15 protein-coding genes are annotated in these 16,376 nt (G+C 47.8%); 8 read left to right on the forward strand and 7 right to left on the reverse strand.

All coding sequences use genetic code 11. The features are described 5' to 3' along the window. Nucleotides 1–230 precede the first annotated feature (230 nt). The 4 genes from BN1546_RS09200 to BN1546_RS09215 are packed head-to-tail and all read left to right on the forward strand — an operon-like array spanning nt 231 to nt 3,134. Entirely contained in the window at nt 231–524 is a 294-nt protein-coding gene (locus BN1546_RS09200) for an MTH1187 family thiamine-binding protein (RefSeq protein WP_013369080.1), read from the forward strand. Continuing rightward, nucleotides 521–1,297, forward strand: coding sequence for an ABC transporter permease (locus tag BN1546_RS09205; RefSeq protein WP_025678674.1), 777 nt, complete (start codon nt 521–523; stop codon nt 1,295–1,297). The genes BN1546_RS09200 and BN1546_RS09205 overlap by 4 nt, the downstream gene beginning before the upstream one ends. Nucleotides 1,298–1,342: 45 nt before the next feature. Beyond that, nucleotides 1,343–2,296: an ABC transporter ATP-binding protein gene (locus tag BN1546_RS09210; RefSeq protein WP_090737222.1), complete on the forward strand. Its 954-nt coding sequence runs from the start codon at nt 1,343–1,345 to the stop codon at nt 2,294–2,296. Next, complete coding sequence (locus BN1546_RS09215; protein WP_058831375.1) at nt 2,289–3,134, forward strand: TatD family hydrolase; 846 nt, start codon at nt 2,289–2,291, stop codon at nt 3,132–3,134. The genes BN1546_RS09210 and BN1546_RS09215 overlap by 8 nt, the downstream gene beginning before the upstream one ends. A 179-nt stretch (nt 3,135–3,313) precedes the next feature. Here BN1546_RS09215 and nfsA read toward each other — a convergent pair whose 3' ends face one another. From nfsA to BN1546_RS09250, 7 genes are all read right to left on the reverse strand, one after another. Next, nucleotides 3,314–4,057 (reverse strand): oxygen-insensitive NADPH nitroreductase, encoded by a 744-nt coding sequence (nfsA, locus tag BN1546_RS09220; protein WP_013369076.1) that lies wholly within the window; start codon nt 4,055–4,057, stop codon nt 3,314–3,316. Between the two features lie 289 nt (nt 4,058–4,346). Continuing rightward, nucleotides 4,347–6,803 (reverse strand): heavy metal translocating P-type ATPase, encoded by a 2,457-nt coding sequence (locus BN1546_RS09225; RefSeq protein WP_058831374.1) that lies wholly within the window; start codon nt 6,801–6,803, stop codon nt 4,347–4,349. Between the two features lie 117 nt (nt 6,804–6,920). Beyond that, entirely contained in the window at nt 6,921–7,121 is a 201-nt protein-coding gene (locus BN1546_RS09230) for a copper ion binding protein (protein ID WP_013369074.1), read from the reverse strand. Nucleotides 7,122–7,176: 55 nt separating this feature from the next. Then, the gene (locus BN1546_RS09235) at nt 7,177–7,527 is read right to left on the reverse strand and encodes a metal-sensitive transcriptional regulator (protein ID WP_013369073.1); all 351 of its coding nucleotides are present in this window, start codon (nt 7,525–7,527) and stop codon (nt 7,177–7,179) included. A 118-nt stretch (nt 7,528–7,645) separates the two neighbouring features. Then, nucleotides 7,646–8,389, reverse strand: a complete 744-nt coding sequence (locus BN1546_RS09240; RefSeq protein WP_090737224.1) for a DUF3600 domain-containing protein — start codon at nt 8,387–8,389, stop codon at nt 7,646–7,648. Beyond that, on the reverse strand, nt 8,379–8,963 hold the full coding sequence (locus tag BN1546_RS09245) for a sigma-70 family RNA polymerase sigma factor (RefSeq protein ID WP_013369071.1): 585 nt from the start codon (nt 8,961–8,963) through the stop codon (nt 8,379–8,381). Before BN1546_RS09245 ends, BN1546_RS09240 begins: the two co-directional genes overlap by 11 nt. A 357-nt stretch (nt 8,964–9,320) precedes the next feature. Continuing rightward, nucleotides 9,321–10,550 carry a multidrug effflux MFS transporter gene (locus BN1546_RS09250; protein ID WP_013369070.1) on the reverse strand — a complete coding sequence of 410 codons (1,230 nt, stop codon included), beginning with the start codon at nt 10,548–10,550 and terminating at the stop codon, nt 9,321–9,323. 203 nt (nt 10,551–10,753) lie between these two features. Here BN1546_RS09250 and BN1546_RS09255 point away from each other — a divergent pair, with 203 nt between their 5' ends. The 4 genes from BN1546_RS09255 to BN1546_RS09270 all read left to right on the forward strand — a co-directional run bounded on the left by BN1546_RS09255 (nt 10,754) and on the right by BN1546_RS09270 (nt 16,234). Further along, nucleotides 10,754–11,347: a DUF5317 domain-containing protein gene (locus BN1546_RS09255; RefSeq protein ID WP_013369069.1), complete on the forward strand. Its 594-nt coding sequence runs from the start codon at nt 10,754–10,756 to the stop codon at nt 11,345–11,347. A 283-nt stretch (nt 11,348–11,630) separates the two neighbouring features. Then, entirely contained in the window at nt 11,631–13,481 is a 1,851-nt protein-coding gene (locus BN1546_RS09260) for a bifunctional diguanylate cyclase/phosphohydrolase (RefSeq protein WP_058831371.1), read from the forward strand. Nucleotides 13,482–13,735: 254 nt separating this feature from the next. Further along, entirely contained in the window at nt 13,736–15,454 is a 1,719-nt protein-coding gene (locus BN1546_RS09265) for a copper resistance CopC/CopD family protein (RefSeq protein ID WP_090737226.1), read from the forward strand. A 30-nt stretch (nt 15,455–15,484) separates the two neighbouring features. Then, on the forward strand, nt 15,485–16,234 hold the full coding sequence (locus BN1546_RS09270; RefSeq protein WP_058831369.1) for a YcnI family copper-binding membrane protein: 750 nt from the start codon (nt 15,485–15,487) through the stop codon (nt 16,232–16,234). Nucleotides 16,235–16,376: the final 142 nt, after the last annotated feature.

A 16,376-nucleotide genomic window follows, 5' to 3' on the forward strand; every position in this document is an offset into this window, starting at 1 on the left:
CGGAGCGATTCATTTGAATCTGGAGAAGCGAGGTGTTCGCCTGAAAGCTTTCTTTAGGAAAGCTAGCTTCGGAAGCATATGCTCAGGGGGATTCTTACCTTTTAAATTTTATTCAAAGAGTCCCACGGCAACAGCGATCGTAAGATCAAATGAACCGTGAAGCGATCTCCCCGCCTTAATCCAATTTATTTTCCTAATAACTTAAACAATAAAGGACAGGTGAAACTCGCATGGCTAACACATTGCTCAGCATTCAAGTCATCCCTAAAACTCCTAATAACGAAGACTCTTATCCATATGTAGACAAGGCGATTGAGGTCATCCAGCGTTCCGGCGTCAAGCATCAAGTGAATCCATTGGACACTACAATGGAGGGCGAATTGGACGAATTGCTGAAAGTCGTCAAAGACATGCATGAGGCCTTGACGGAAGCTGGAAGTCCCAGCGTCATTTCACAGATCAAAATCGCACATAACCCACAGGGCATCAGCATGAACAAGCTGACCGAGAAGTATCGCCCATGAATCCGAAAGGCAAGAACGCATCCTGGTGGAAAAGCGTATGGCCGCCCCTTGTGGCGGTCCTCTTCTTTTTAGCGGCTTGGCAGGGAGCGGTTAACTATTTACATATTGAATCCTGGCTCCTGCCAGCTCCATCCCTAATCGTACAAGAGGGCATGGCGCAATCGGCGTTGCTTGGCACCCACACATGGGCTACGGTTCGCTTGACGCTTGCGGGATTTGCTATAGGGACAGCAACTGGACTGCTAATCGCCATCGTTCTTCATACGATTCCTTTTCTCAAATCTGCTCTATACCCGCTCTTGATCCTTAGCCAAAACATTCCGATTATCGCCCTCGGTCCGTTGCTCATGGTATGGTTCGGTTTTGGGGTGCTGCCCAAGCTTATGGTCATTACATTAGTATGCTTTTTTCCCGTGGCTGTAGCGGCCATGGACGGGCTGACACGGACAGACCGTATGATGATGAATTACATGCGAATGTCAGGTGCAAGCCGCAGGGCTATTTTTCTAAAGCTAGAGCTACCACACTCCCTGCCACAAGTCTTCTCTGGCGTTAAAATCGCTGCTACCTATAGTGTGATGGGCGCGATCATTGCCGAATGGATTGGGGCCAGTGAAGGAATTGGATATTATATGTTGCTGCAAAAGTCTGCCTATCGTACGGATCTCATTTTTGCCGCTATCGGTATTATTGTTGCACTCAGCTTGCTGATGTTTGTCGTTATTTTACTACTGGAGAAATGGTTGGTTCGCTGGAAACCTGACCAAGAGTAGATTCCACATATTGCATTAAAGCATCAATGAAAGGACGTGGCATATATGAGTCTGCATCCGACTGACTTGACATCACCACCCGTCGCTGATGAACAGCAACAAGCCGGAGAACTGCAGGTAATGACGCCTGCCCCTCCTGCTTTGGAATTGGACGGGATCAGCCTCGTCTTCCGGGAAAGGCGAAGCTCACTCCCTGTACTGCAGGATGTATCCCTTACCGTTAAGCCGGGCGAATTTGTCTCCCTCATCGGTCCGTCAGGCAGTGGCAAAAGCACACTGTTTCACATTATCGGAGGGCTGCTCAAGCCGCAGCAGGGACGTATCCGTATGCATGGACGGGACATGACTGGTGAACGCGGGCATATCAGCTATATGCCGCAGCAGCCCGCCCTTTTCCCGTGGCGCACCACGCTGGACAACATACTGCTCGGGCAGGAAAATGCACCACGAAAGGATGCAGCAGCGGGCTCCCGATACGGCAGCGAACGTGAACTTCGAAAAGAAGCCTTGCAATGGCTCGAACAGGTTGGACTGGGCAAGTTCGCGAAGGCGTATCCGCATACGCTATCTGGTGGCATGCAGCAGCGCGCGGCCTTTCTTCGCGCCCTGCTCAGTCCACAGGAATTAATGCTGCTGGATGAGCCGTTCAGCGCACTCGATGCACTGACACGTGCAGACATGCAGCAATGGTTATTGCGGATGTGGGAGAAGAACCGCCGCTCTGTGTTGTTCATTACCCACAGCATTGAAGAAGCGCTGCTGCTCTCCGACCGCATTTATGTGCTGTCGGCGCGACCTGCTTCAGTGATGCATGTCGTAGATGTTCCGTTTCCTCGCCCACGTAGGGAAGAAATCACCCTGGATCCACGCTTTATGGAATGGAAACGGACCATGACTGGCTGGATGCGCGAGGAAAAGCACAAACTGGACGGCGACATGGACGCCGCTGAAAGCATCCGCAAAAACACCTCGGACGACAGGGTAAACCATTATGAATGATTGGAACATGCACTCTGCATTGAGATCGAACGCGGCAGCAACTGTTCCCTTAATCGACGCGCACATTCATGTAGACAGCTACCCGCCTGAACAACAGGAGCTATTGCTCGCTTCGCTTGCCGACAACCATGTAGAAGCCATCATAGCTGTGTCCATGCATCTCGCCTCCAGTCAAGCCAACTTGCGCCTGGCTGAGCGTTGGCCCAGGCTAGTACGTCCCGCCTTCGGCTTTCATCCAGAACAGGCTCTGCCATCACATACCGAGCTTGACCTGTTATTTGACTGGATGGACGAACATGTACAGCAGATGGTCGCGGTGGGTGAAGTCGGCTTGCCCTATTACAATCGGCTGGAAGCTTCACGCAGTGGAGAGCCCTTTGAGCTCGCTCCTTACATAGCACTGCTGGAGCGTTTTATCCAGTTTGCAAGCAAACATAGCAAACCCATTGTGTTGCACGCTGTTTATGAAGATGCAGACATTGCCTGCGACCTTTTGGAACGTCATGACGTCACACAGGCGCATTTTCACTGGTTTAAGGGCTCTGCCGCCACGACCAAACGTATGGCCCGGAACGGCTATTATGTCTCCTTCACACCGGATCTCCTGTACGAAGAAGAAATCCGCAGTTTGGCAAGACAGTATCCGTCTGATCAGGTCATGGCAGAGACAGACGGTCCATGGCCGTTCGAGGGTCCTTTTACCGGACAGCAGACGCATCCACGGATGACTACCGAGGTCATTCGCGCATATAGCAAGCTGACCCATCAAGATGAAGCTGCTGTCCGTCAATTATTTTATGATAATACAAGACGCTTCTACTCACTGTCTGATTCGTAAAGGCATATCTGCTATTTACTAAAAAAGATTACAACCACAACTTATAGTCAAAGCAAAGAACCTCCTTATGTACGCGAAACTTCAACATGCGTAATTAAGGAGGTTCTTATAGCTTTAAATAACACATATTTCTCAAATGCCACTTGTAAATTGCAGCATTCTTTATCGTTGCTCCATTTTTATTGCTTCAAGAAACCCTTCTGTTCCAAAAATGGCTTCAATTGCAAGCGCGCTGGTTCGGTCAGTCTCGTGGCCATTTGCTCAGACCAAGGTGTGGAGCGTTGACCGCCCGTACGTTCCTTCAAATATTCGGCTGATGTGTGGTCGTATACCTCTACAGCTTTCATCGTTTGGTTTTTGTCATAACCGTTCATATGCAACACACCCGACAGTGGAAGACGTGGACGCAAGCCCGTTTCCTGATCCGGTACACCAATGCACATACCGAACACTGGATATACCAGCTCTGGCAAGCCTAATAACTCGGATACCTCTGCTATTTTAGTACGAATGCCCCCGATGTAAACGATGCCCAAGCCGAGTGATTCAGCGGCCACCGCTGCATTTTGTGCAGCTAACGCAGCATCAATGGTTGCAACCGTATAATTTTCGACGGACCCTTCATAGGAAGGCTGGCCTGGCTGATGATGAATCGTCACCTGCTTCAAACGATACAGGTCTGCGCACCATACCAGAAATGTCGGGCACTGCTCGACGTAAGCCTGCCCTCCTGCCAGCTCGGCCAGTTTTGTTTTTAATGAAGGCTCGGTAACGGCAATAACGGTATATGCCTGCACATTGCTGGACGAGGATGCCATTTGGCCAGCTGCCACAATAGCTGCGAGCTGCTCGTCGGTAATGGGGTCTGACTTGAATTTTCGCACAGACCGATGGTTCATCAACAAGGAAATCGTATCATTCATGACTGCTTCACTCCTAATCCATAATATAAGCTCTTTATCTGCTTCAAGCTGTGAGTACACGAAAAGGTTCTTGCATGCTTGCATGGCACTCTTACAAATATTATGAAACTTTCGCGAATGATAAGCAACCTGACGCGATGAAGAATGACTGCATGAATTAAATAAATAAAAAAACACAACAAAAAAGCAAGTACACACAAAGCCAAAATTGTGCGTACTTGCTCTAATTACAAAAATGATATCGCTGCAAATATCCAACAGCATGCATCTGCCGAATACATCAATACGTTTACAGCTTCACCCGCTGGAGACGCAGCGCATTCAGTACAACCGAAACAGAGCTGAATGCCATGGCCGCTCCCGCCAACCATGGAGCCAAAAAGCCCAAAGCAGCAATCGGAATGCCGATCACGTTATAACCGAGCGCCCAAAACAGATTTTGCCGTATGTTTGTCATGGTCCGGCGGCTCATTTCGATCGCGTCCGGAATGCTATTCAGGTTACCACGCATGAGAGTAATATCGGCAGCCTCCATGGCCACATCTGTACCTGTGCCCATTGCCATCCCTATATGGGCTGTAGCCAGCGCTGGCGCATCGTTAATACCGTCCCCGACCATGGCTACGATCTTGCCCTGTTCCTGAAGTCGCTTCACTTCCTCGGCCTTTCCTTCAGGCAGCACTTCCGCCAGCACCCGTTCAATTCCCGCCTCGGCGGCAACGGCCTGTGCCGTCCTTTCATTGTCACCTGTAATCATAATGACTTCAATGTTCATCGCCCGTAGACGGGCAATAGCTTCCCGTGATGTTTCTTTAATTGTATCCGCCACGGCCACTAATCCGGCATAGGAACCATCCACAGCGACAAGCATTGCCGTTTTCCCTGCGCCTTCCAGTTCATTCATTTGCTGCTCGGTTGAGTCATCCATCGTGATGCCTTCCCTGCTCATTAATCGGCGTGTGCCCACCAATACCTGCTTGCCCTCCACAGAGGCCTTCACACCATAGCCTGGAATATTTTCAAAATCCGTCGGGCCCACTAGCTCAATACCTCGATCAGCAATCCCTTTTACAATGGCTTCCGCCAGCGGATGCTCCGAGCTTTTTTCTGCCGCACCGAGCAATCGCAGCAAATCCGTTTCAGCCAGGCTGCTCGCTCTAACTATAACATCTGTCAGCTCTGGTTTGCCGTTCGTAACCGTACCTGTCTTATCCAAAATCACTGCGTTGACGGAACGGGTCATTTCCAAATGCTCGCCGCCCTTGAACAAAATACCGTATTCAGCAGCACGTCCCGATCCTGCCATAATGGACGTTGGGGTGGCCAATCCAAGCGCACAAGGACAAGCAATGACGAGAACTGCAATCATTTTCTCCAGTGATCCTGCAAAATCCGACGGTGTCACAAGGAAAAACCAGACGAGAAATGTTATCACGGCAACAGCAACTACGATGGGGACAAAGATACCCGAGATTTGATCAGCAATCCGCTGAATCGGGGCCTTAGAGTTTTGCGCATCTTCCACGACCTTAATAATACGGGCCAACGCCGTATCACCACCCACACGCTCAGCCTGAATACGAAGTACTCCGTTTTTATTGAGCGTGGCTCCTGTGACTGGGGAACCCTCTCCTTTTTCAACCGGAAGACTCTCTCCACTTAACATGGATTCATCCACTGCCGAACGTCCATCCACGACCACACCATCGACGGGAATTTTCTCCCCTGGGCGCACAATAAAGATGTCCTTCACACGCACTTGTTCAATCGGCAAATCTAGCTCTTGTCCATCACGTACCACACGTGCCGTTGTCGCCTGTAGGTTCATCAGGCTCTTGATCGCCTCAGACGAGCGCCCTTTGGCTACCGCCTCGAACCATTTACCGACTAGTATAAGCGTAATGAGTACCGCACTTGTCTCGTAATACAGCTCTGGCATGGTCGTGACAGGCATTCCCGCCATTCCCTCCATGGCGTCAGACGGACGCAGAGTAAGGTACAAGCTGTAAAAATAAGCCGCAGACGTACCTAGCGCAACTAATACATCCATATTCGAACTTCTATTACGAAGCGCTTTATATGCTCCCACATAAAACTGCCATCCTATGATGAACTGAATTGGCGTTGTCAGTACAAGTTGAAACCATGGATTCAAGAACAGTTCCGGCACATAAATCCATGAGGTAAAGGAAAAATGAGCCACCATCGCCCACAATAACGGTAGCGACAGCACTGCCGATATCATCCACTTCCATTTTTTACGTTGGATATCCTTACTGCGGACATCCGCAATATTGTCCTCAGCGCTCTGCGGGATCGCTCCATAGCCCAGCTGTTCAATCTTGCTTACCAAATCACTAACCGTAGTACTCCCAGCAGCATATTCCACATGGGCTGTTTCCATCGCCAAATTTACCGTGGCACCTGTTACGCCTGGTATTCGGTTTAATCCTTTTTCAATTCGAGCTGCACAAGCCGCGCAAGTCATGCCCGTCACATTCAAATTGGCTTCTTCACTCACAGTTCCAAAACCAAGAGAAGCAATTTTATCGCGGAATTCTGGGATTTCCACCTGCTTGGGATCATAGGATATGGACGCCTGCTCCAATGCCAAATTCACATTAGCTTGTGCCACGCCGTCTATTCGATTTAAACCTTTTTCAATACGGCTTGCGCAGGCTGCGCAGGACATCCCCGTAATATGAAGCGTTGTATGCTTATCACCGTCGGTCGCACGGTTTTCCATGGTAGTCCTCCTTCTACATACCCCAGTGGGGTATATTATGTTCAAAAAGAAAAAGCTCCTAATATGGAAGCTTCTCCTTCGAACAAATCTGTTCACGCATCATACAGCATCTTAATCTTAAACAACATCATAGCCTTGGTCTTCAATGGCTGTTTTCAGAGCTTCAACGCTCAGTTTGGATTCATCATATTCTACATTTACTTGTTTCGTCTCGAGGCTGACCTTGCCGGTAGCGCCTACTTTCTCCAAGGCTCCTTCTACTGCTTTCACACAATGATTGCAGCTCATGCCTTCTACGTTCAATGTAACTTGTGCCATTTTCGTTTCCTCCTCAAGGGTACGTCCATACCCATAATGTGTATACCTGCTACTTTTAACGGATTAGCTTCTTAACCGTCACCAGCAGCTCATCAATCACTTCTTGCTCTCCTGCCTGCATGCGCTCAATGACACAGCTTTTCATATGCCCTTCCAGCAGCAGCTTGCCGACACCATTAAGGGCCGACTGAACAGCCGCAATCTGATTCAGCACATCGTCACAGTAGGTGTCCTTCTCAATCAATCCCTTAATCCCGCGAACCTGACCTTCAATACGGTTTAACCGGGATACAAGGCTGTTCTTGAATTCTGCCGAATGATGACTTTTTCTAACTGTCTTCTCTCCATCTGTTCCACAATGAGCCCCGTGGACTTCAGTGTGGGAAACAGGTTGCTCCTCAGCCATACATCAGCCTCCTGTGTGGTGTATATGCACTCATGCATTTAATATATCCCATCATAATATACCCCCACGGGGTATGTCAACCTTCCAGAAAAGTGTCACCTTTTCGCCTTAATTTTCGTCACCGTTTCTTCTCAAGCGAATTAAACTGATCAAAATAAGGCTGAAGCAACCTCAAATGCTCCTCGTAATCTTCTCTTTCTCTTTCAGGCAAACGATCCGGATACAATACCCCATTTTCGCCCGTTATACGGGGAACATACTTGTAAAACTCCGTGAACAGAACACGGAACTTAACAAATTCATCCTTACTTAAAGCTTTTTTCGCATAGTCTAACTCGTCCTGTAAATCTATACTCTTATGGGTTTGGAATTCCTCCTGATTCAATTTATCAAAGTACGGTTCCAGCTCGGCGGTTATTCGATTATACTCACGCTGTTCATCGACGCTTAAACGCTCCTTATGGAGCATCCCGTTTTTGTCCGTTATTTTAAGATTATAGGCTCCTAGTTCCTTTAGTAATTCCATAAAAACACTAAACTCTTCCTTCGACAAACGTCCCTGTGCTTGTTGGAGCTTCGATTCTACTCTTGTATATTCCGCTGCCGTCCCTCCCATTTCAATTAGCTTTTCCTGCGAGCCATACAGCGTATCAGTCAAGTAAGAGTATGCAGCAAAGGTACCTGTCGGGATCAATAATGCCGCTACAAGAATCGTTGTCACGATATACTTTTTCATAGGTTTAGATCCTTTCCCTTTAATTCGCTCAATTTGTATCATGATATTTTCCTTTAACTCAATGGGAGGAGATAAGTGGTTATCCTCATGCTGCATCACCTTACGTAGTTCTTGCTCAAGCTTCATGGATTTTCTCCACCTTTCCGATCAGAAAATGTCCCTGCCGCTCTTTCGAACGGAGCTTTTGCAAAGCCGCGTGAATTCGTGACTTCACCGTACCTAACGGTATGTCTAAAATGTTTGCGATTTCCTCTTGGGAATACTCATGCAAATAGTGCAATACAATCACCTGTTTTAGCTTGAACGATAGCTGCTGAACTGCTTGGAGCAATACATGATTTGCAACCTTGTCCACTATTTCCTCAGAAAAATCAAACGCTGCATGATGCTCCAGACTCTCAGCCTTACTTGTGATTCGCATCCTCATCCATCTTTTTCTCCGATACGCCCGAATTTGACGCATAACAATCCCCATCAGCCAAGGTTGAAAAGATCTATTTGTATCAAATGTCTCCAGTGATTTATACACCTGTATATAAATTTCCTGAACCACATCATCAACGTCTGCCTTTTCCTCCAACAGAAAATGCACTGATTTATAGACCGTATGAATCGTGTAATCATAGAGCTCCTTATAAGCTTCGCGGCTGCCAGCCAGTGTCTCTGCAACAAGCATTGTCATCTGATCATCCTGTGCCAATCTGACCACCTCCTTGCACTGTTCGATCCTAATCTCCTCCTCTCTTTCGGCTCATACTCTATATTGGAAGGAACGGGGAATATCGTTCGATTTTTTTTGTCTCAATAACAGGGAAACAGGGTATGGTCGGTTTTGTATTAGGTAAATTATTCTTTTGTTTAATTCCGACCATACTGATCCTGCTGTTTATTTGATTTGCATTCTAATTCACAAACCTTCTCGTATGTACTTAAAACAGATCCCCCTCCCCGCGAGGGAAGCCGAAGATATCTCGATTGTAAAACGATAAAAAAACACCCATGGTCTGAAGTGGTTCATGCATCAGTCCATGGGAGTTTTCAGTTCAAATTGCCTATTTTAAGCCTTCGCGCGTGCTTCCTTGGCAAGTACAATAAAGCTTAACAGCGCACCAAGCTCTGCTATAGCAATCACAACCGCCATCGGTACGGGGGTTGTTCCACTACCCAAGCCCACCAACGGTGAAGCGATGGAGCCAAGCAATAGAGGCAGCAAGCCAAGCATGGCGGACGCACTGCCTGCGGAACGCTGCTGACTCTGCATGGCCAGTGAAGTCGTCGTTGTACTCACAATACCTACGCAGGATACGACAAAAAACATCGGAATCAATACGGCTAACAGTTGGCCTCCGGTAAAAGCTACGGTAAGCAAGCTGATCCCGGCTACAGCCGCAATCACCAGACCTGACAAGAGCAACTGTCGCTCGCTAAATCGACCCACGAGTCTACCCGTCAACTGGGAAAACAGTACAATTCCTAAACCATTCACCGCAAAAATGATGCTATACGTCTGGGGGGAAACCCCGAAAATATCCTGAAGCACGAAAGGCGAGCCAGCGATGTACGCAAACATCGCCCCTGTAATCAGCGCCTGTGAGAGGGCATAACCCATAAAGCGTCGATCTGCAAACAGATGACCGAGTGTTCCTAGCGTCTGCTTCAAGCCACCGGATGAACGGCGGTTCGTTGGCAACGTTTCTGGAAGACCCAATACGACGGCAATCAGCATGGCCACACCAACTACACACAGCACCATGAATACACCGCGCCAGGAAACAAAATTCAAAATGACACCGCCCAGCACAGGTGCAGCAATGGGAGCCACACCATTCACTAGCATGAGCAGTGAGAAAAAGCGTGTCAGTTCTTTGCCCGAGTACAGATCACGAGCCACAGCTCTGGAAATCACGATCCCCGCCGATCCCGTAAGCCCTTGAATAAAGCGAAGCGCAATGAGCACACCGATATTCGGCGCAAACACACATAACAGCGATGCCGCGGCGTACAGAATAAGCGAGATCACCAGCGGTCCTCTGCGACCCCTCACATCGCTAAGCGGACCAGCAACGATCTGACCAACGGCCAGTCCCAGCAGACAGGCTGTCAAGCTAAGCTGTGCCAGCGAAGTAGTCGTATGCAAATTGTCGGCTAATGTGGGCAGTGACGGCAAATACATATCTATGGACAAGGGTCCGAAGGCACTTAATGCACCCAGAACAAAGGCAATCCATAATATTCGTGATTTGGTCATATCTGCGGCAACCATTACCGTATTGGATAACCGGTTCATGATAATAATCATCCTTTTCACTAAAATATAAATAATGACTTCAATTTATTATGATATCATTCATTTCGTCTGGCTTCGAATAATTACACGCTAATCCGCAATTTTTTTTTCAAAACTGCTATAAATCAGGCAGGAATTTACCAATTTCAGGTCGAATTACACGGTAACCAAAACAAAAAAATTGTAGAATCTGGAGAATGATAATGGTCTATGATGGAGTGCTGCTGGGTCTCATTGTAGGTCTGTTTAGAGGAGGCTGGCGGCAAGGGCTGATCCGTTTCAGTCACATTCGCCTTATAGCCGGCTGGATGTTCCCCCTGCTGCTGCTGGTGCAATTCATTATTTTTTATGCTCAGGAAAAATGGGCTTGGCTGGCAGCTATGAACGGGTATCTATTTATGGGAGTCTACGTAGTCGGATTGATATTTCTCTGGTTGAACAGACATCATAAGGGATTCAAGCTTATTTTAATCGGCGTATTATTGAATTTTATCGTGATGGCGGTAAATGGCGGCAGAATGCCGGTCTCGTTGAGCGCTTCAGAGGTGCTGGGCCCCTATTATACAGATATGCTTAAATCCGGAAGTGTCATCTCGAAACATTACATGATGGATGCGAGCACGCGTTTATCATTGCTTGGTGACATCATCCCCCTTTCTAAGCCCTATCCCCGCACGCAGGTGATTAGTATTGGAGATGTCGTCATGAACTTCGGGATGTTCCTGTTTATCCAAAATGTGATGGTCGTGAAAAGAAATAAGGATAATCAGCAAGAAACCAATCCCCGCCACGCCTAGTTCAGACCTTATTCCAAGGAAGGGAGGGAACATTATGAAAAACTTGAAATACTCCCGTGTGATTATCAATGCTATTATCGTTGCTTCTGTCGTAATCGCTTTGACTTCCGGTTACAAAATCGGGGGCTAGTCACCGATAAGATAAAAAGGGAAGCACAGGCTCAACAAAACAGGCTGGATTCCGGCCTGTTTTTTCATGTGAAATTTTCGATTACAAAATTGTAAATTATCCCATTCACCCCTGGTAGCTTTGACATCAAGATACGACAAGGCAGGAGAAAAAATGATGAGTATATTAAAAAAGCTGCAAGAACGGGTTACCACGACGGGAATATACGTATTTTTCATGTGTATGGTAGGCCTGATCGTCCTCTTGTATACGAACCATTGGTCCTTTTTGCACTATTCAACGACAGAGTGGGTCACGATCTATTCCTTATTGGGAGCAGTTCTGATTTTGGAGCATTTTACATTCCAGTTGCCACCAGCCAGTAACAAGCAGTCCATGGATTCCTCCGTGTACCTCGCTTGTATTTTTGTGCATGGCACTGAAATTGCCATTTTGATTTTGCTGTTCAATGTGATTATTGCTGCGTTTCGGCATACAGAACTGTCCTGGTGGAAACATGCAGTCAATTTTTCCATTTACGCACTTTCCATTTTCGTATCGTCAACCGTATTCGAACTAAGCGGCGGAACGCAGGGAGCCTTAAACGAGGACCATTTTACTTCCTACCTGCTGGCATTGATCTGCTACTTTACGGTGAACACAATCACCCTCGGCATCTACTTCTATATCGCATATAAAGGGTCGTTCAATGAGCTCAAACAGGCTTTTTTGGCTGAATCCCTGCTTGTATACTTATGTACACTCATCCTGTCTTTGGTGTTGACCACGCTGATTTATTACAACGGAATTTTAGGACTTTTGCTGTTCCTGGGCCTAAGCATGCTCTTATCCCACGCGTTCAAGCAAATGTTCACGATGTATCGTGAGATTGAAGAAAAAGCCAACACGGATCGCAGAACAGGGTTGTACAATCACAGCTACTTTGAAAATACGCTTGAAGCTGAACTTAATATATCCAGATCGCAGAATATTCCCCTAAGTCTGGCGCTGATTGATATTGATGATTTCAAAAAATACAATGATCATTTCGGTCATCTCAAGGGTGATCAACTACTGGGGTTTCTCGGTGAGTTTCTGAAAAAGGAAACGTTCGGTACTCACATTACCGTATCCCGCTATGGTGGAGAAGAATTCACTCTGCTTATGCCCGATCATACCGCTGAACAAGCTTATGAAAAAGTCAATGCTATCCGAAAAAGACTGAATGATTCCCGTTACGAGGGAGTCGAAATTTTCCCACACGGGTGCCTGTCCTTTTCCGCAGGCATTGCACAAAGCCGCATTGACATCTACGACAAATCACAGCTGGTCGATCTGGCGGATAAAGCACTGTACTACGCCAAGAAACAGGGCAAAAATATCGTTCATACACACGGCAGTCTAAATGAAGTGGAACGCGAGGTCGATCTGGGACAAGATATCCGTGATCTTGAGCAGCAGCTCAATCTGTTCTTGTACAAGGATATTAACACCTTCAAGCATTCCAAACGGGTATTCAGGTATGCAGCGGACATGAGCGATGTGCTTCAGCTCGGTCCAAAGGATAAACGGCGTTTTTTACTGGGAGCACTCATTCACGATATTGGAAAACTGGAAATTCCCTGGAATATTCTTAATAAAAAAGAGAAGCTGTCCAGCGAGGAATGGCGGATGGTACAAGCTCATGTCATGTGGGGCAAACGTATTGTCGAAGCCAACGAAAGATTCATAGATTTAGTTCCTTTTGTGGAGCTGCATCATGAACGTTATGACGGGGGAGGCTATCCGTTTGGCTTCAAGGGCGAGCAAATCCCAAGGCTGTGTCGGATGCTGACAATCATCGACTCTTTTGATGCGATGACAACCGAGCGTCCCTATCAACCGACCAAAACATTCGAGGAGGCCATCGAAGAATTGCGTACTTGTTCGGGAAGCCAATTCGATCCCGAACTAACGGCTATTTTTATCCAATATATTCAACATAAGCAACCTGCTTTCACGCAGTCTATAGAAGCAGGCCTCTAATGTCTCATACACTATTCCTCTTTATCCCTACCGCGAATGAAATCCAGGCGATTTCATTCGCAGTAGGGATTTTTCATAGGATTCGCATTCTGCATGATGCTTATTATTTCAAATTTCATATAAATGTCATAATTCGTTCCATCTATTCACGCTATATGCACTATGATTAAGATAGAAATTGGTTTGTCCGTATAGAATGCTACAAATGAGGATATCCTCGCTTCAAGTAATCGAGAGAAGGTGACTTCACAGGCATGTTGTACCTGTCCAGACCAGCCCGTGTGGCTTGTCTTTTATTGCTGTGCCTCCCTCTTCTGCTCCTGTTTCCTCACTCATCGTGGGCTCATGCATTTGTCGTTGAATCCAGTCCGACCGAAAATCAGGTTTTGGACAAGTCTCCTTCTCAGGTGACTATCACTTTCAACGAAGATTTGCAATCTGCCTTCATGTCCATCAAAGTGACCGATGAAACAGGCAAGCGGGTCGACACAGGAAAAGCACAGCTCAACCCAGAGCACCCATCCACCATGGAAATCCAATTGATTCCGGGGATGAAAAATGGAATTTACACCATCACTTGGAGAGCTTTGTCCGCAGATGGACATCCAGTCAATGGAGTGATTCCATTTCAAGTAGGTAGCGGTTCCAATGCGTATACCGATCAAGCTACCCCTTCTGAAAGCTCTGGGACATCACGAATCGACTTAATCGCTGTCCGTTGGCTCCTTTACATAGGGCTATCGCTGCTTTTTGGAGCGATTTGTTTCCGACTGTTCCTCTTACCGAGCATAAACCGAGACAAGAATCGCAGTGAGCAGAAGATGCTTAGTCAGCAGCCCTCTGACACATTACCCCGTTGGACTAAGTTGCTATGGAGCGGCTATGGCATAACGTCTGCTGCCATTTTAATCAGCCTACCGCTTCAGGCGTCTTGGGATGCCGGAGTTTCCATCAGGGAGGGCTTCTCACTCCCCATTATGGGAGAAGCGCTTCAATTTACTGGAGCAGGGAAAATCTGGTTTGTCCAGATGATTCTCGTGCTGCTTCTGAGCGTAACGTTAATTTATGCGATTGATCCCAGCATTTCTGATCGCCAGCGCCGTGTATGGGGCTACAGCTCCGTTCTACTAACGCTGAGCCTCATGCTATCCAAGGCCTTTGTTGGGCATCCGGCAGCAGCTACCCATCCGGCTCCAGCCATTGTGGCAGATTTCGTCCACCTTGCAGCGTCAGCCTTTTGGATCGGCTCACTTACCGTCATGGTGGTGTGCCTGCCTGTTGCCGGATCGGAGCTGCCTGTATCCAAGCAGGCAGCTCTGCGACAAATCGCCCTGCGCCGCTTTGCTGGCTGGGGCATTGCTATGGTGGCGGCGCTACTCGCCACTGGTATTTATGGAGCGGTGCTGTACCTTCCATCTCCCTCCATGCTGCTGAACACGTCCTATGGACTCGTTCTGCTCAGCAAAGCAGCGCTACTGCTAGTTATGCTGGTCTTTGCAGCCAGCCAGTTCCGTAGCGCTCGACAAGCGGCAGCGAGCAAACGAGCCGCCGGAGGATTGCGTGTCGAGCTGTCCGTCGGCCTGCTCGTGATGCTGTTGGCAGCGGTGCTCACTCACATGTCACCTGGCCAGGCACCTGCTGTACCGTTTGAGGAGACTCACACTACTGGCGAATACAGCGTTACACTGGCAGTCAGCCCCAATGCTGTGGGCAGCAATGAATTTAAGGTATCCGTTCAGGATAGCAAGGGTACTGCCGTTTCAGGTATCCAGCAAGTCACATTGACGCTTACCCCAGCTGATCCTGACCAAGATCAACAGGAATTTGTTCTGCCCGTGAAGCAGCAACAGCCCTTCCGCAGTCAGGAATTGATAACCTCCGAAGGAACATGGGCGGTAAAAGTACATACCCTGACGGCATCACTCGATGCGGTTGATGCTGAATTTACTCTGCATGTAGGCGGTAAAAAATAATTATTTTATCTAATAAGGAGCGAAATGAAGATGAATATAACGATTCAAACAGCAAAATCCAGGTTTTCCAGGTTCACAACCTCTATAGGTATAATTGCGGCTGGTGCCTTGCTTTTTGCAGGTATGGCCAGTGCGCATGTGACGGTCAAGCCTTCCGTTTCACAACCTAATGCGTGGGAAACGTACACGTTGAAAGTGCCTGTGGAAAAAAACATTCCAACCACCAAAGTCGCTTTAAAAGTTCCTAAAGAGGTCGTTTTCAAACAATACGAGCCTGTACCGGATTGGAAGGTAGCCACCGAAAAAGACAGCTCTGGCAAAATAACCACCGTCACATGGACGTCTGAAAAAGACGGCATTCAAGCGGGACAGTACCAACGCTTCAGCTTTGTAGCACAAAATGCAGACCAGAATACCGCGGCAGCCTGGGACGCCTTCCAATATTACAGTGACGGAAGTATTGTGGAATGGACAGGCGATGAAGGAAGTAACAATCCTCATTCCATTACCAAAATTACGGCAGATGCCACACCCGAAACTTCTGCTCCTGCCGCAGACAGCGGACATGATTCGGCAGGCACCGCAGAGGGCCATGCGAGCACAGATACGGCCAAAGATAACAGCAGTGCAGCGCCGACCTCGGACAATGCTGCTGAGGCTACGCCTGCCGCTTCTGCTCCAGCCAGCTCTGCTGCACAAACAACAGCACTTGTCCTCTCGATCATCGCAGTCGTGCTTGGTGCCGCAGCAGTAGGCATTGCACTCAAGCGTCGCAAGTAATCTGAGTTACAAACAACAGAGCCTTACATGTAAAAAAGCTGGTGCCATTCATTCAGGCACCAGCTTTTTTTATCGTTATCTCATCCTATCATTTTACATTCACCTATCTATCATTTTTTTGGTAAAATGATAGAAACCTCAC

The sequence above is a fragment of the Paenibacillus sp. Mc5Re-14 genome, assembly GCF_001049835.1.
GTDB lineage: Bacteria > Bacillota > Bacilli > Paenibacillales > Paenibacillaceae > Paenibacillus > Paenibacillus polymyxa_C.

What these genes read in the sequence shown, in the direction of transcription:
- BN1546_RS09200 (WP_013369080.1), top strand. Translation starts at nt 231, where the DNA reads ATGGCTAACACATTGCTCAGCATTCAAGTCATCCCTAAAACTCCTAAT.
- BN1546_RS09205 (WP_025678674.1), top strand. Translation starts at nt 521, where the DNA reads ATGAATCCGAAAGGCAAGAACGCATCCTGGTGGAAAAGCGTATGGCCG.
- BN1546_RS09210 (WP_090737222.1), top strand. Translation starts at nt 1,343, where the DNA reads ATGAGTCTGCATCCGACTGACTTGACATCACCACCCGTCGCTGATGAA.
- BN1546_RS09215 (WP_058831375.1), top strand. Translation starts at nt 2,289, where the DNA reads ATGAATGATTGGAACATGCACTCTGCATTGAGATCGAACGCGGCAGCA.
- nfsA (WP_013369076.1), bottom strand. Translation starts at nt 4,057, where the DNA reads ATGAATGATACGATTTCCTTGTTGATGAACCATCGGTCTGTGCGAAAA.
- BN1546_RS09225 (WP_058831374.1), bottom strand. Translation starts at nt 6,803, where the DNA reads ATGGAAAACCGTGCGACCGACGGTGATAAGCATACAACGCTTCATATT.
- BN1546_RS09230 (WP_013369074.1), bottom strand. Translation starts at nt 7,121, where the DNA reads ATGGCACAAGTTACATTGAACGTAGAAGGCATGAGCTGCAATCATTGT.
- BN1546_RS09235 (WP_013369073.1), bottom strand. Translation starts at nt 7,527, where the DNA reads ATGGCTGAGGAGCAACCTGTTTCCCACACTGAAGTCCACGGGGCTCAT.
- BN1546_RS09240 (WP_090737224.1), bottom strand. Translation starts at nt 8,389, where the DNA reads ATGAAGCTTGAGCAAGAACTACGTAAGGTGATGCAGCATGAGGATAAC.
- BN1546_RS09250 (WP_013369070.1), bottom strand. Translation starts at nt 10,550, where the DNA reads ATGAACCGGTTATCCAATACGGTAATGGTTGCCGCAGATATGACCAAA.
- BN1546_RS09255 (WP_013369069.1), top strand. Translation starts at nt 10,754, where the DNA reads ATGGTCTATGATGGAGTGCTGCTGGGTCTCATTGTAGGTCTGTTTAGA.
- BN1546_RS09260 (WP_058831371.1), top strand. Translation starts at nt 11,631, where the DNA reads ATGATGAGTATATTAAAAAAGCTGCAAGAACGGGTTACCACGACGGGA.
- BN1546_RS09265 (WP_090737226.1), top strand. Translation starts at nt 13,736, where the DNA reads ATGTTGTACCTGTCCAGACCAGCCCGTGTGGCTTGTCTTTTATTGCTG.
- BN1546_RS09270 (WP_058831369.1), top strand. Translation starts at nt 15,485, where the DNA reads ATGAATATAACGATTCAAACAGCAAAATCCAGGTTTTCCAGGTTCACA.